Here is a 14,641-nt window from a genome sequence, read left to right on the forward strand (position 1 = left end):
ACACCTCGTGAATGATTCGCCCCGTACCCCGCTGCACCGTGAGGACAATGTCCCGGTGGACAACCAACGTGTCCTGAGTGGACGCTACGAACTCGGCGGACTGATCGGCCGCGGGGGAATGGCGGACGTCCACCGGGGACTGGATACCCGGCTCGGCCGGACGGTGGCAGTGAAACTGCTCCGCCCGGACATGGCCCGGGATCCGCAGTTCCGCGCCCGGTTCAAGCGGGAAGCCCAGTCCGTGGCTGCCCTGAACCATCCCTCCATCGTCGCCATTTATGACACGGGCGAACACACCGTGCAGGACGGTTCAGAGGACAGCGTCCGGGTGCCGTACATCGTGATGGAGTTCGTGGAGGGCAAGACGCTCCGCGACCTGATCCGGGCCAAGGAAGTCAGCGTCGACCAGGCCATCGAATTCTGCCTCGGAGTCCTCTCCGCGCTCGAATACAGCCACAAGGCGGGCATCGTCCACCGGGATATCAAACCGGCCAACGTGATGGTCCTGGAAGGGTCCAATTCCATTAAGGTCATGGACTTCGGGATTGCCCGGGCCATGGCTGATTCGGCCGCCACCATGACCCAGACGCAGGCTGTGGTGGGAACCGCCCAGTACCTCTCGCCGGAACAGGCCCGCGGGGAAACCGTCGACGCCCGCAGCGACCTCTACTCCGCGGCCTGCCTGCTGTACGAAATGCTCACCGGCCGGCCGCCCTTCATCGGTGACAGTCCGGTGTCGGTGGCTTACCAGCACGTCCGCGAGATCCACGAGCCGGCCAGCAGCCTGAATCCCGAGGTCTCACCGGCCCTGGACAGCGTCCTGGCCAAGGCCCTGCAGAAGAACCGGGATGACCGCTTCCAGGATGCCGCGGCGTTCCGTCGCGCCCTGCGCGCGGCCCGCGCCGGGGTGCCTGTTGCCGCGCTCCCGGCATCCGAGGCCCCCACCGATCCCAACGACCACGTCCCCACACCCATGCAATCGGCTGCCACCGAAGCGTTTTCCGTTACGGGGGCCAGTTTCCTCGACGACGCCCCGACCGGGCGCTTTGAGCTCGCGGACATGCACGACGACGGCACAACAGTTCCCGTCCACGCATCCGCCTTGGGTGAGCGGCTGGACGAGGACGAGCTGCCGTTGGGACTCCCGCCGGAACGCGAGCGAACCGCACGCCAGAAGTCCCGCCGTCGTACCTGGATCGCCACGCTCATCATATTCACGCTGCTGGTTTTGGCCGGCGGCGGTCTGTGGCTGTTCCAGATCATGAACCAGCCGCCTCCGCCGCCGCCCAAGGTGGAGATACCTGCCGTCACCTCCATGACGGAGTCCGCGGCGCTGCAGGAACTCTTCGGCGCCAAACTCCGCCCGAAGAGCCACCGCATCAAACACGACACCATCCCTGCCGGCACGGCGATTGGCACCGATCCCGTGGCCGGAACTTCGGTGGACCCCAATGCCGAAGTTGTTTTGAATATCTCTGACGGTCCCGCCGCTGTGAAGGTCCCAGACAACCTGCCCGGCCAGACCGAGGCCGCGGCCCGGGATATCCTGCGGCAGACGGGGCTGGTAGGCGCCCCGTCCACCGCCACGGCCAACAGCGCCACGGTACCGGGCGGCCGGGTTATCACCACCAACCCGGCGCCGGGCCAGATGGTGGGAGTGGGCAGCACAGTGGAGATTGTCATCTCCACCGGCAAGGTGGCCATGCCGGAGCTGCGCGGCCGCACCCGTGCAGAGGCGGAAGCCACCCTGAAGGACCTGGGCCTGGTGCCGAACGTCCAGGAGGTGGAGAACCCGGAAGTGGAAGCCGGCCGGGTGACGGACCAGAGCGAACCGGTGAACGCGGCCGTTGATCAGGGCAAAACCATCAACGTGGTGGTGGCCAAGGCTCCGCCGCCACCGCCGCCACCGCCCGCACCCTCGCCGACACCGACTCCCAGCCCCAGTCCCACCCGGACCGGCCGGGGCTAACCCAAGAGCAACGCGGGGTCACTTTCCGCCCTTCCCCGCGGGGATATCGGGCGGGAAGTGACCCCGCGTCCTTGGCGCGTGTACCTGTCAGTGCTGGATCAACTCAGTGCCGGATCAACTCAGTGCCGGATCAACTCAGTGCTGGATCAGCGGACTCAGGGTGGCCGCACGGGCTGCCGCACCCGTCATGCCCAGCGACTCCAGCCAGTTACCCAGCATCTGGTAGCCTCCCTCGGTCAGGACAGACTCAGGGTGGAACTGCACGCCGCACAGGGGTGCGGTGCGGTGCTGCAGGCCCATGATCACGCCGGAAGCGGTCTGGGCGGTGATTTCGAGAACGTCGGGAATGGTTTCACGCACGGCCGCAAGCGAGTGGTAACGCGTGGCCGTCACGGGCGAGGGGAGTCCGGCGAACACGCTGGTGCCGTTGTGCTCCACGAGTGACGTCTTGCCATGCATGAGTTCCGGCGCGTGGGTCACCGTGCCGCCGTAGGCCTCAGCGAGGGCCTGATGCCCCAGGCACACCCCGAACATTGGCTTGTTGTTCTCACCGCACCATTTGATCAGATCGACGCAGACCCCTGCCTCGGCCGGGTTGCCCGGGCCCGGAGAAATGAGCACGCCGTCACGGCTTTCTGCCATCTCGATTGCCTCGTCGAGGGTCACGTCGTCATTGCGGACAACAGTGGTTTGGGCGCCGAGCTCCTGGAGGTAGCCCACCAGGGTGTAAACGAAGCTGTCGTAATTATCGACGACGAGGATTTTGGTTGTAGTCATGGCTGGTTTGCGGCACCAATCGTTGAGTCGGTGAACTGGGTGAGATCTGACATCCAGGGGAACAGGTACTGGACCATCAGGACCAGGGCGCCGGCAATGAGCACCAGCGAAGTAAAAATCCGCAGCCACAGAGGCCCCGGCAAATGACGGAAGATCCAGCCGTACATGCTTAGCCGCCTCCCACTGCCGCCGCCACCTGGGCTGCGATTTCTGCGGGCGGTCCGGCACTGGCAGGGCGCCAACTGTCCAGCAGGGCATAGGCGATGATGCGTTCCTCGGCGCCGAAGCGCGGGTTGCAGCTGGTCATGGTGAGGTAGCTTTCGGTGGGGGTCACGCCAGGCCGGGTGGGCACCGGCTCCAGGACATCGGTGCTTGACGGCATCACGATCTGGTTGTTCCGGAAGACGTAGACGTAGTATCCGTCCTTGGTCTGCACATAGATCCTGTCCCCCGGAACAAGGGTATGAATGTTGTCCAGCACAGCCCCGTGGGTCTGCCGGTGCCCTGCCACCGCGAAGTTGCCCACCGCGCCGGGCATGGCCGTGTTGTTGTAATGGCCCAGGCCCAGGGTGTCCAGGACATCGCCGGTGGTGCCCTGCACAACGGGGCGGGTGTAGTTGTTGCCGAACCGGGGAATGTACATGATGCCGATGGTGCCGGCATGCCCTGGTGCTGTACCTACAACGGGGTCACCGTAATCAACCGGGGCTGCCGGCGCTGCCGCACTATCCCCGGAAGGGGCCGCCGGTGCCGAAGTGCCCAGCTCCTGGGCGAATTCCTTGATTACGGCGCTCTGTCTGGCGTCGGACTCCACGTTGGTCCACCACAGCTGCCAACCCACGAAGAGCAACAGGACCAGGCCGGCGGTGATCAGGAGCTCACCGACCACCTGCACGGTGCCGCGCAGGATGCCCCGGCCAGGGCGTACACGGGCGGGCCGCACGGCAGCGCGCCTCGCCCTCTCCTGCACTACCACGCGTTCTCCTCCGGGGTCCGCGCCGGGCATTAGTGCGCCCTGAACTGCGGCTAGAATTGGCTGCTAGTAAGAATCCAGATTTGACCAAGATCGCGCAGACCGCTGGCAACTTCCTTCTTGCAGGATATCAAGCCCGCGGCGCCGAGCTTGCTCCAGTCCGCCAAGGAGAGCACGTGCCCGAGTCAAAGTCACGCCGGAAGACTTCCAGCGGATCCCAGCCCGCATCCGCGTCACATGCAAACAAGCCCAATGCGGTCTGGTTCAAGCCCGTTATGTTCGGACTGATGATCATTGGACTGCTGTGGATCATCACGTTTTATATCAGTGAAGGCCGCCTGCCCGTGCCGGCCTGGGGCTCATGGAACATCATGGCCGGTTTCGGGATCGCCATTGTCGGCTTCCTCATGACCACGCGCTGGCGCTCCTGACGCCGGTACAGCGTGATCCCCGCCGAAGGCGCTGCCGCCCGCGGAGACGGCACCATCATTGGCGACGACGGACGTGCCCGCCCGCCGTGGGCCTCCGTCGATCCGCTCCTGCGGGAGTACTACGACACCGAGTGGGGCCTGCCGGTCCGTGACGAGCAAGGCCTGTACGAGCGCATCAGCCTGGAGGGCTTCCAGGCCGGCCTGTCCTGGGCCACCATCCTCCGCAAGCGTCCGGCCTTCCGGAGCGCCTTTCACGGATTCCATCCGGATACGGTCGCCGCGTATACCGACGCCGACGTTGAGCGTCTGATGCAGGACGCCGGCATTGTCCGCAACCGGCTCAAGATCCGGGCCGCCATCACCAACGCCCGGGCCACCGTCTCGCTCAGGGAGCGGGGCGGCCTGGTTGATTTCGTCTGGCAGTTCCAGCCCGCGGCGACACCAGAGCCGGCGAGCCACGCGGATATCCCCACCCAGTCAGCGGAATCTGTGGCCTTGTCCAAGGCTCTGCGCAAGGAAGGGTTCTCGTTTGTCGGCCCTACCACCATGTATGCGCTCATGGAGGCCATCGGCATGGTGGACACCCATTTGATGGCCAGCCACCGCCGCGGGTCCTCAGGAGTCTGGCCCGCCTGATCCGGGCCTCGCTGGGAAAGTTCTCCCCAACTGTTGGGAAAGTTATCCACAATGTGCATAACTTTCGGCGCAGCCGGAGTCCCGGCATCCAGCGCAGGCCCTGAAGCACGGAAGGGCGGCAGGAGTGTTCCTGCACACGGTTATTAACAGTGTGGATTAGCTGTGGATAAGCCCGCTTTCCATGGCCGTTGCGGCCGGGAAGGGATCCGGTCAGCGTTCCTGACGGACGGGATGATGGCTGGTGATGGAAACCCGGTTGAAGGCGTTGATGGTGATGGCGAGCCAGCTCACGGCGGAAAATTCGTCGGCACTGAGGTGTTCGCGCGCATAGGCCTCCTCATGCTCGCGGCTTCGGTGATCCGGCAGCTCGGTAATACATTCCGTCAGAGCCAGCGCCGCGCGCTCCTTGGCTGTGAACAGGGCCGTATCGCGCCAGGCCGGCAGAACGGCCAGACGCTGCGGGGTCTCGCCGGCCTTCACCGCATCGCCCACATGCATGTCCAGGCAGTAGGCGCAGCCGTTGATCTGGGAGGTACGCACGTAGAGCAGTTCAATGGTCCTCCGGTCGATCCCCGCCGCTTCCGCAGCCTCCCGCACCTTCAGGCCCAGCCCGTTCAGGGCACGCCAAACAACTGGATGCTGCTTGTCGAGAAAGATGTGCTGGGTGGTCGTGGCGCTCATGGCGGTCCTCCTGGCTGGGGAGCATCTGGGTTCAAGGTGGTTATGAACACCTTCCCATGGCCCGGAGTTGTCCACTTACTAACAATGAACTACCCACAAGTTATCCACAGCTGTGGACAACAATCCACAGGCCTGGAGGCCGGTGACCTCTCAGCGGCCCCGCTGCGGAAACCCGGGACAGCGAACTACCGGTCTGTAAGTTATTAACACTGTGCATAACCCTGTTGACAGGTCACCACCCGGCCGACGTCAGCAGCCCGCAGACAGCCGCGAGCTGCAGGTTCTCCACAAAGTCTGGGAAAACAGGGCTTTTTTCCACTTAACCACAGGCCCATCCCCAGAGGTTATCCACAATTGTGGATAGCGGAAACGCTGGGTTCCGAAAACTAGCTGGCTTCCGGGAGCCAGGGCCTCACCGAGCAAAGAACTACACGTGTGTAAGTTACCAACAATGTGGATAACCCCTGTGGATAAGTTTTCCCGACCTGCTGCCGTGTCCAGGATGTTGGGGTCCGTTGCCCAGCCGGTAGCGCCTGCAGCCTGCCCGCCGCGCGCGAGCGGCCTGCCCGGACGGCAACCGGGCGGGCGCAGAAGACCCCGGCGCCCACAGGGGACGCCGGGGTCTGTGGTCCGAGGTCTGAAAGGTGCCGGGACGCGGGCCGCGCAGGCGGCGCCCGGAGGGGTGGGCCTAGCCCGTGGTCACCCTGACCCAGCTCACGGCGATGAGGAGGAGCAGCACGGCTGCAAGACCCGCTGCCTGGATCAGGCCCTGGCGGGGGCCGCGGGGGGTGTACGCGATCACCGCGGCGCACAGGCCACCGGCGATCAGCCCGCCCAGGTGCGCCTGCCAGGCGATCTGGGGGACCACAAAACCAATCACACCGTTGATGATGATCAGGATCCAAAGTTGCCTGGTGTCACCGCCCCGGTGGCGCTGCACCAGGAGCATCGCCCCAAAGAGACCGAAGATAGCGCCGGAAGCACCCACGACACCCGTCAGCGGAACGCCCGGGACATACCCCGGAGTCAGCAGGAGGTAGCCGACGGAGCCCCCGATGGCGGAGATCAAATACAGTGCCAGGAACCGGATGCGCCCCAGGAGGGGCTCCAGGGCCTGGCCGAAGATCCACAGCATGTACATGTTCAGCACAATGTGGAGGATAAATCCCTGGGAGTGCAGGAAGGCAGCGGTCAGCATCCGCCAGGGCTCAAACTCTCCCCACTGCGGCTCGGCGTAGACGTTGGCATAGGCGAGATTCTGGTAGATCCAGTCGGCGGGGAGGAGCCACTGCAAAACATAGACAATCACGCACAGGGCGATGATGCCGAACGTGACGAGGGGTTTCCCGGCAGCGACGACGCCGCCGTACACAGTCTTGACGGTCGGCGTCGAGCGGGCTATTTCATTGACGCAGTCAACGCACTGGAATCCGACGGCGGCCGCCCGCTGGCAGTCCGGGCACGCAGGGCGCCCGCAGCGCTGACAGCGCACATAGGAGGGCCTGTCCGGGTGCCTGGGGCACACCGGAATCTGCGCGGACGGCTCCGCCGCCGGAATTCCGTAACTCATGGGATGGGCTAGAGCTGCTCGATGTCGATGCTGTTGATGGTGACATCCTCGACGGGACGGTCGCCGGTTCCGGTCCGGACACCTTCGATGGCGTCCACGACCTTCTTGGATTCGTCGTCGGCGACTTCACCGAAGATGCTGTGCTTGCCCTGGAGCCAGTCGGTGGGGATGGTGGTGATAAAGAACTGTGAACCGTTGGTGCCCTTGCCCATCCGGATGCCGGCGTTGGCCATGGCGAGCTTGTAGGGCTGGTTGAAGCTGAGTTCCGGGTGGATTTCGTCATCGAACTGGTAGCCCGGTCCGCCCACGCCGCGGCCCAGGGGATCGCCCGCCTGGATCATGAAGTCCTTGATGATGCGGTGGAAGATGGTGCCGTTGTACAGGGGTGTGCCGGTCTTGTCCTCGCCCGTTTCCGGGTGGGTCCAGGCCTGCTCGCCGGTGGCCAGGCCAACGAAGTTCTTGACCGTCTTCGGTGCGTGGTTCCCGAAGAGGTTGACGACGATGTCGCCGAGGCTGGTGTGGATGGTTGCTTTTGCGGTTGCGATGGCAGTCATAACGCCATTCTTTCACGACGGGTCAACGCGGAAGCTGTGACACCGGTAGTTCCGCGTTGGGTGAAATCGGCTCCAAATCGACCGGAAGAATAGCCCGTGCTAGCCAATCCACGTAGGCTAACAACAGAACCGTCACATTAATCGGGAGGTAGTTGTGAAGAAATCGGATCGTATTGCCCGTGACCTTGAACAGTCAGTCAACAACGCAGTTGAGTATGCGAAGGACTGGGCATCCCCCCGCGTGGAAGCAGCCGTGGACTGGGCGGTTCCGCGCCTGCAGCACAGCCTGGATACCGCTTCTCCCAGGATTCAGGAAGGGCTCAAGACCGCTGCCCACAACCTGGCCGACGGCGTTGCTACCGTAACGCCGCGCATCCAGGATGGCCTGGCGCAGCTTGCCCCCAAAATCTCAGATGCCGTTGAAGGCACCACTCCGCGCCTGCACGAGGCCGTGGACAAGGCAGCCCCCGTCATCCTGAATGCCCGGGACCGTGTTGTGGCAGAGTATCTCCCGCGTCTTTCGGACCAGATCGGCCACGCCTCCGACGCCGTCCACCGCACCCTGGAGAGCGCTCCCACCCATGTGGACGCCGTGGCCAAGCGACTCACCGACTCCGGAGTTGTGCACACGCTCCAGGAGCAGGCCCAAACGGCCGGCACCCAGCTGCGGGCCGCCGCGCACGGAGCCGGTAAGGCGGTGGGTCTGCAGATCGCGGAGCCCCAGAAGCCCAAGAAGCGCGGCTGGCTGGTGTTCGGCATCATCGCCGCTGCAGTGGCGGCCGGTGTGGCGGCTTGGAAGGCATCCAAGCCCGTCGAGGACCCGTGGAAGACGCCGTCGCCTGTCACCCCGACTCCTGCTCCCGTTCCGGCCACCACCGTGAACGATGCCAAGGATACTGCCGATGATGCCGCCAGCAAGGCCGCTGCCGCCACCACCACGGTGGCCGGGGCTGCTGCTGAGAAGGTACAGGACGTTGCAGGTGACGCCCCGGCAGCCGGGGACGAGGCCGGCGACAAGGCGAAGCACCTCGCCGACGAATCGGAGGAGGCCGCCTCCAACGCTTCCACGGACGCCAAGACAGCCATGAAGAACATTGCGTCCAACATGAACGGCGTCTCAGACAAGAACGTCTAAGTAATCCGGCGCTGCAGCGCCGACCGGTGAAGGGGCTCCGCAACGGCGGGGCCCCTTCACTGTTTCCCCAGAGTTTGTCCGGTCTCCGGCCCGTTACCGGTGGGGCGGACATCGATCGGTGCTAAATTTGGACTGATGTCAGCCGATCAATCTTCTGGGGATGCCTTGAACGACACAGCAGAGTTGCCCCGCGTGTCCATTGTCATCCCGGCTTACAACGAGGAAAGTGTCATCCGGCAGTGCCTTATCGCTGCCGTATACCAGTCGGTGCCGGCCCACGAAATCATCGTGGTGGACAATCTCTCCACAGACCGCACCGCCGCCATTGTGGCGCAAATGCAGCTGGAGTACCCGGAAAGTCCCATCGTCCTGCTCAGCCAGGACCAGGACCAGGGCCTGATTCCCACCCGGAATTTCGGCCTGAACCACGCCACCGGCGAGATCCTGGGCCGCATCGATGCCGATTCCGTCCTGGAGCCCGACTGGGTGGAGCAGGTCGGGAAAGCGTTTCAGGATCCCTCGGTGCAGGCGGCAACCGGACCGGTGGTCTATTACGACATGCCGATGCGGCGTTTCGGCCTGAAGGCCGATGACAAGATGCGCCAGATGATGCTGAAGCTGGCCAAGCACCAGTACCATTTCCTGTTCGGATCCAACATGGCCCTGCGCGCCACCGCCTGGGTCGCCATCCGGGACGAAACCTGCCGGGATGAGAAGGACGAAATGCATGAGGACATCGACCTCTCCCTGCATCTCGCCGATCACGACCTCAAAGTCCAGTACTGGCCTCAGATGGTTTCCGGTATGTCCGCCCGCCGGTTGGAGGATTCACCCCGTGACTACCGGTACTACGTGACCCGCTTCGACCGCACCTACAAGGCGCACAACGTCAAGAAGATGGCGCTGAAGGCTCCCATGGTGGTCTTTTTCTCCGTCTACTTCCCGGCCAAGCTCCTGCGGGCCATCCACACGGTCAACACGGCCCAGCCCGTCCGCCGCGGCGGCCAGTAATTCCGCCGCATCGTCAGTCGGTGCCGAGTTCAGCCAGCCGCTCCGACGGCGGTTCGTCCGCCCCGGTGCCTTCCCCGGCAGTTGCCGTGCGCCTGCGGCCCACTCCGGAGCGCTGTCCCATCACCACAACCGCCAGGCCCGCAAGGATGAGGGCCAGGCCGGCATAGGTGCCTGCGGGCAGTGTTTCGTGGAGGAAGACCGCTGCCAGCAGCGCAGCGCCGGGAATCTCCAGCAGGATGATCATGGATACCAGCAGCGGGCTCATGGTGGCGAGCAGGTGATTAAAGGCGGTATGGCCAACCAGTTGGGCACACACGGTGATGGCCAGGATCCCCAGCCAGCCAACGGCGTCGAACCCTGCCAGAGGCTGCCCGCTGAACAGAGCGAGCACCGCCACGAAGGCCGCGCACATGCCGTAGCAGAGTGTGGTGTAGGTGCCGGTTGTCATGGTCTGGCGGGCCTTGCCGCCGGCGAGGGTGTAGAGGCCGGCCAGGGCCCCTCCAGCGACAGCCAGGACGTCGCCCAGGAACGCGTCCGGTGAGGAACCCATGTCGAACCCGGTAATGGTGACGACGCCGCCCAGAGCAATGCCCAGCCCGGCCAGGACCTGCCACCGGTGCCTGGTCCCGCGGAAGAGCTGGAAAACGGCGATCCACGCAGACTGCAGGCAGACCAATGCGGTGGCTGCGGCAACAGAGGTGAGTTGGAGTGAGGTGATGAAGCAGGCGAAGTGCAGGGCCAGGGCTGCCGCAGCCAGCAGGGACCAGCGGAATTCGGCGCCCGTGATCCGGCCAAACTGCCGCGGTTCGCGGACCAGGGTGGGTGTGGCCATCACGGCAGCCCCGATGGCGTTGCGCCAGAAGGCGATGGCCAGGGCGCTGACGGTGGTGGCGCCGAGCGTGGCAGCGATCAGGGGCCCGGATGAGGCCACACCCAACACACCAAGGGCTGCTAGAAGGAGGTTCACTTTTTCACCCTACTGGTTGGCCACAAACGAAAAAGTCCCGGACAGCGTTTCCGCTGTCCGGGACTCCCTTATGGTGGAGGCACGGGGACTCGAACCCCGAACCCCCTGCTTGCAAAGCAGGTGCGCTACCAATTGCGCCATGCCCCCATAAGAAGCAACCCGTCAATCATACCGTAGAACCGTGGAGCCTTTAGCCAGCTTCCGGTCCGGTACGGCGGCCTATTCGACCTGATCGGTTGAATTACTCCAAACCGTTTTCCGGGCTTCGGATTCGTGTGCTTTCCTGTAGAGCAGGACGCCTGCGATCGCAGCTGCGAGTACCAGCAACCTCTTCACATGCACCCCGTTCCGGCTCTGCCTGCCGTGAAGCAAACCGAACCTTCCATGAAACCTGCACAAATTCCGTGGGCGTACCAGGACTTGAACCTGGGACCTCTTCGTTATCAGCGAAGCGCTCTAACCGCCTGAGCTATACGCCCCGATGCCTCATCGGGCCGAGACATGACTTTACAGCACATCCCGGCCCGATCTCAAATCGAGGCATTTCACCGGAGAATTCCCGGTGAAAATAAGGGATTTCAGTCGTCCGTAAGGGTCACGCCAATGCCGCCCACCAGGGTGGCGGAGATGTTGTACAGCACTGCTGAGAGCATGGACAGCGCCGTCAGCAGGACAACATTCACCACGGCGATGATGGTGGCAAAGGAAGCCACCTGGCCCAGGGACGCCACCTTCTTGAGTTCGAAGCCGCCGCCTTCCGAACCTTGCAGAGTGCCCAGGAGGCTGTCCACTTGAGCAAAGATCCCCGTGAGGTCCAAAACAGTCCATAGGACGATGGCCGCCACCACGGTGACGATTCCCAGCGCCACAGACAGCAGGAAGGCCATTTTCAGGACCGACCAGGGGTCCACCTTGCTGACCAGCAGCCGGGCCCGCCTGACCTTGGCCTTGGGGGCGGGCTTAACCAGGCCGGGCTGGCCCTGGACGGGCGCTGGCCGCTGGCCGGCCCCAGCAGGGCGCTGGCCCTGGACGGGGCGCTGAGCGGGCTGACCCTGGGCCGGGCGCTGCCCGGGCTGGCCCGCACCGGCGGGGCGCTGGCCGGGTGCAGCCGGGCGCTGACCAGGGGACCCGGCAGGGGCTGCGGGACGCTGCTGCGGACGTACAGGCGCGTTGACCCGGGGGGCGGCCGCGGGCGGCGGCGTACCGCCGGGGACGGTGCTGTTCGGCTTGGGATATGAGTCGGGATTACTCACTCGTTACCTCCGGTGTAGTCTTCGTTCGGCTCAGCGTCGCCGGAGGCGTCCTCTGACTCAACAGCCGGTGATGATTCTGGTGCTGACACTGACTCCGCGGCTCCCTCCGGGGACCCGCCGTCATCAGCCAACGTTACGTCATCCTCCGGGGATTCCTCGCCCTCGAGACCACGTTCGCTGTTCCGCGCCACCTCAATAATGCGGTCATTCTTGTCCGGTTTGGCGAAGATGACACCCATGGTGTCACGGCCCTTTGCCGGCACGCCGGCGACCGATGAACGAACCACCTTGCCGCCTTCCATGACCACCAGGACCTCGTCCTCTTCCTGGACAATCAGGGCGCCGACAAGGTGACCGCGTTCCTCCTGGTACTTGCCTACCTTGATGCCCAGGCCGCCACGGCCCTGCAGGCGGTACTCCTCCACGGCAGTCCGTTTGGCGTAGCCGCCCTCGGTAACAATGAAGACAAAGGAACCGTCGGTGACCACATCCGCGGCCAGCAGTTCATCATCCTCCCGGAATTTCATGCCGGTCACGCCCGACGTCGCCCGGCCCATGGGGCGAAGCGCATCATCGGTGGCGGTGAAGCGGATGGACTGGCCCATGCGTGACACGAGCATGAGGTCATCCGTTTCGGACACCAGCTGGGCCGAAACCAGTTCGTCCCCGTCGCGCAGGTTGATCGCGATCACGCCGGCGGAGCGGTTGGTGTCGTAATCCTCCAGCCGCGTCTTCTTGACCAGGCCGCGCTTGGTGGCGAGCACCAGGTACGGGGACTGCTGGTAGTCCTTGAGGTCCAGGACCTGGGCGATGTGTTCGTCCGGCTGGAAGGCCAGCAGGTTGGCGACGTGTTGTCCCTTGGCGTCACGGCCGGCTTCCACCAGCTCATAGGCCTTGGCGCGGTAGACGCGGCCCAGGTTGGTGAAGAAGAGGAGCCAATGGTGGGTGGTGGTGACAAAGAAATGCTCCACTACGTCGTCGCCGCGCAGCTGGGCGCCCTTGATGCCCTTGCCGCCGCGCTGCTGGGAACGGTAGTTGTCGCTGCGGGTGCGCTTGACGTAGCCGCCGCGGGTAATGGTGACAACCATTTCCTCTTCGGGGATGAGGTCCTCGATGGACATGTCGCCGTCGAACCCCATCAGGATCCTCGTGCGGCGGTCATCGCCGTGTTTGGCCACGATCTCGCCGAGCTCCGTGCTGATGATCTCGCGCTGGCGTTCCTCGGAGGCCAGGATCGAGTTGTACTCGGCGATCAGGGCTTCAAGTTCGGTGTGGCGGTCCTGAATTTTCTGGCGCTCCAGGGCGGCCAGGCGGCGCAGCTGCATGTCCAGGATGGCGCGGGCCTGCAGCTCATCGATGTCAAGCAGCTGCATGAGGCCGTCGCGTGCTGCTTCGGTGGTGTTGGACGCACGGATCAGGGCGATCACTTCGTCCAGCATGTCCAGTGCCTTCAGAAGCGCGCGCAGGATGTGCGCCTCTTCCTCAGCCTTGCGCAGGCGGTACCGGGTACGGCGTGCGATGACGTCCATCTGGTGCGTTACCCAGTGGCGGATGAACGCGTCCAGGCTCAGCGTGCGCGGAACCCCGTCCACGATCGCGAGCATGTTGGCCGAGAAATTGCTCTGCAGTTCGGTGTGCTTGTAAAGGTTGTTCAGCACCACCTTGGCCACGGCATCGCGCTTGAGCACGATGACCAGGCGCTGGCCGGTACGGCCGGAGGTTTCGTCGCGGAGATCGGCGATGCCGGAGATTTTGCCGTCCTTGACCAGCTCGGCAATCTTGATGGCCAGGTTGTCCGGGTTGGCCTGGTACGGCAGTTCGGTCACCACCAGGCAGGTGCGGCCCTGGAGTTCCTCAACGTTGACCACCGCGCGCATGGTGACCGACCCCCGGCCGGTTCGGTACGCATCCTCAATGCCCCTGTGGCCCAGGATGGTTGCCCCCGTGGGGAAGTCCGGCCCCTTGATGCGCAGGAGCAGCTCTTCGAGGAGCTCCTCGCGGGTGGCTGTCGGGTTCGAAAGGTACCACTGGACCCCGTCCGCCACCTCGCGCAGGTTGTGCGGCGGGATGTTGGTGGCCATGCCCACGGCGATGCCGGAGGAGCCGTTGACCAGGAGGTTGGGGAAACGTGCCGGCAGGATGGTGGGTTCCTGGTTTTTGCCGTCGTAGTTGTCCTGGAAGTCGACGGTTTCCTCGTCGATGTCCCGGACCATCTCCATAGCCAGCGGGGCCATTTTGGTTTCGGTGTACCGGGGGGCCGCAGCGCCGTCATTGCCGGGCGAGCCGAAGTTTCCCTGGCCCAGCGCCAACGGGTAGCGCATGGTCCAGTCCTGGATCAGGCGGACCAGGGCATCGTAAATGGCGGTGTCACCATGGGGGTGGTACTGGCCCATGACTTCGCCCACCACGCGGGCGCACTTGTTGAAGGAACGCTCGGGGCGGTATCCGCCGTCGAACATCGCGTACAGCACACGGCGGTGCACGGGCTTCAATCCGTCGCGTACGTCCGGCAGGGCGCGGCCCACAATAACGGCCATTGCATAGTCAAGGTAGGACCGCTGCATTTCGGTCTGAAGGTCCACCTGCTCAATACGGTCGATCAGCAGATCGCCTTCAAGCACGTCTTCCGGAAGGTCAGCGGAATCCGCCGGGTTCTCGGGTGTCTCGTCACTCATCGTTTTATA

At 64.3% G+C, this 14,641-nt stretch carries 15 protein-coding genes and 2 tRNA genes; 5 read left to right on the top strand and 12 right to left on the bottom strand.

The annotated features are described in order from the left end of the window. The first annotated feature begins 7 nt into the window (after positions 1-7). Complete coding sequence (pknB, locus tag PY310_RS04095; RefSeq protein ID WP_275212921.1) at positions 8-1,969, top strand: Stk1 family PASTA domain-containing Ser/Thr kinase; 1,962 nt, start codon at positions 8-10, stop codon at positions 1,967-1,969. Between the two features lie 135 nt (positions 1,970-2,104). On the opposite strand, the gene PY310_RS04100 is transcribed toward pknB, so the two are convergent. From PY310_RS04100 to PY310_RS04110, 3 genes are read right to left on the bottom strand one after another with little or no spacing between them, the layout of a single operon-like run. Further along, positions 2,105-2,746 carry an aminodeoxychorismate/anthranilate synthase component II gene (locus PY310_RS04100; protein WP_275212922.1) on the bottom strand — a complete coding sequence of 214 codons (642 nt, stop codon included), beginning with the start codon at positions 2,744-2,746 and terminating at the stop codon, positions 2,105-2,107. Next, positions 2,743-2,913: a hypothetical protein gene (locus PY310_RS04105; protein ID WP_275212923.1), complete on the bottom strand. Its 171-nt coding sequence runs from the start codon at positions 2,911-2,913 to the stop codon at positions 2,743-2,745. Before PY310_RS04105 ends, PY310_RS04100 begins: the two co-directional genes overlap by 4 nt. Before the next feature lie 2 nt (positions 2,914-2,915). Continuing rightward, positions 2,916-3,722, bottom strand: coding sequence for a class E sortase (locus PY310_RS04110; RefSeq protein WP_275212924.1), 807 nt, complete (start codon positions 3,720-3,722; stop codon positions 2,916-2,918). Between the two features lie 173 nt (positions 3,723-3,895). On the opposite strand from PY310_RS04110, the gene PY310_RS04115 reads away from it, so the two are divergent. Further along, positions 3,896-4,150 (top strand): cell division protein CrgA, encoded by a 255-nt coding sequence (locus tag PY310_RS04115; protein WP_275212927.1) that lies wholly within the window; start codon positions 3,896-3,898, stop codon positions 4,148-4,150. A 12-nt stretch (positions 4,151-4,162) separates the two neighbouring features. After that, entirely contained in the window at positions 4,163-4,786 is a 624-nt protein-coding gene (locus tag PY310_RS04120) for a DNA-3-methyladenine glycosylase I (protein ID WP_275212929.1), read from the top strand. A gap of 210 nt (positions 4,787-4,996) precedes the next feature. On the opposite strand, the gene PY310_RS04125 is transcribed toward PY310_RS04120, so the two are convergent. The 3 genes from PY310_RS04125 to PY310_RS04135 all read right to left on the bottom strand — a co-directional run bounded on the left by PY310_RS04125 (position 4,997) and on the right by PY310_RS04135 (position 7,591). Next, positions 4,997-5,467 carry a carboxymuconolactone decarboxylase family protein gene (locus PY310_RS04125; protein ID WP_275212931.1) on the bottom strand — a complete coding sequence of 157 codons (471 nt, stop codon included), beginning with the start codon at positions 5,465-5,467 and terminating at the stop codon, positions 4,997-4,999. 688 nt (positions 5,468-6,155) lie between these two features. After that, the gene (locus PY310_RS04130; protein ID WP_275212933.1) at positions 6,156-7,037 is read right to left on the bottom strand and encodes a rhomboid family intramembrane serine protease; all 882 of its coding nucleotides are present in this window, start codon (positions 7,035-7,037) and stop codon (positions 6,156-6,158) included. Positions 7,038-7,045: 8 nt separating this feature from the next. Beyond that, the gene (locus tag PY310_RS04135; RefSeq protein WP_275212935.1) at positions 7,046-7,591 is read right to left on the bottom strand and encodes a peptidylprolyl isomerase; all 546 of its coding nucleotides are present in this window, start codon (positions 7,589-7,591) and stop codon (positions 7,046-7,048) included. Positions 7,592-7,745: 154 nt separating this feature from the next. On the opposite strand from PY310_RS04135, the gene PY310_RS04140 reads away from it, so the two are divergent. Together PY310_RS04140 and PY310_RS04145 are read left to right on the top strand one after the other, a co-directional pair. Beyond that, the gene (locus PY310_RS04140) at positions 7,746-8,726 is read left to right on the top strand and encodes a hypothetical protein (protein ID WP_275212937.1); all 981 of its coding nucleotides are present in this window, start codon (positions 7,746-7,748) and stop codon (positions 8,724-8,726) included. 135 nt (positions 8,727-8,861) lie between these two features. Beyond that, positions 8,862-9,737 (top strand): glycosyltransferase family 2 protein, encoded by an 876-nt coding sequence (locus PY310_RS04145; RefSeq protein ID WP_275212939.1) that lies wholly within the window; start codon positions 8,862-8,864, stop codon positions 9,735-9,737. A 13-nt stretch (positions 9,738-9,750) separates the two neighbouring features. Here the strand turns inward: PY310_RS04145 and PY310_RS04150 are convergent, their stop codons facing one another. From PY310_RS04150 to gyrA, 6 genes are all read right to left on the bottom strand, one after another. Further along, complete coding sequence (locus tag PY310_RS04150) at positions 9,751-10,704, bottom strand: DMT family transporter (RefSeq protein ID WP_275212941.1); 954 nt, start codon at positions 10,702-10,704, stop codon at positions 9,751-9,753. 71 nt (positions 10,705-10,775) lie between these two features. Beyond that, positions 10,776-10,851, bottom strand: a tRNA-Ala gene (locus PY310_RS04155). Positions 10,852-10,923: 72 nt separating this feature from the next. After that, on the bottom strand, positions 10,924-11,046 hold the full coding sequence (locus PY310_RS04160) for a DLW-39 family protein (protein ID WP_342755733.1): 123 nt from the start codon (positions 11,044-11,046) through the stop codon (positions 10,924-10,926). A 63-nt stretch (positions 11,047-11,109) separates the two neighbouring features. Further along, a tRNA-Ile gene (locus PY310_RS04165) sits at positions 11,110-11,183 on the bottom strand. Positions 11,184-11,282: 99 nt separating this feature from the next. Further along, on the bottom strand, positions 11,283-11,957 hold the full coding sequence (locus PY310_RS04170) for a DUF3566 domain-containing protein (RefSeq protein ID WP_275212943.1): 675 nt from the start codon (positions 11,955-11,957) through the stop codon (positions 11,283-11,285). Further along, on the bottom strand, positions 11,954-14,632 hold the full coding sequence (gene gyrA, locus PY310_RS04175; RefSeq protein ID WP_275212945.1) for a DNA gyrase subunit A: 2,679 nt from the start codon (positions 14,630-14,632) through the stop codon (positions 11,954-11,956). Before gyrA ends, PY310_RS04170 begins: the two co-directional genes overlap by 4 nt. Between the last annotated feature and the right edge of the window lie 9 nt (positions 14,633-14,641).

The organism is Pseudarthrobacter naphthalenicus, from assembly GCF_029076445.1.
In the GTDB taxonomy this organism is placed as follows: domain Bacteria; phylum Actinomycetota; class Actinomycetes; order Actinomycetales; family Micrococcaceae; genus Arthrobacter; species Arthrobacter naphthalenicus.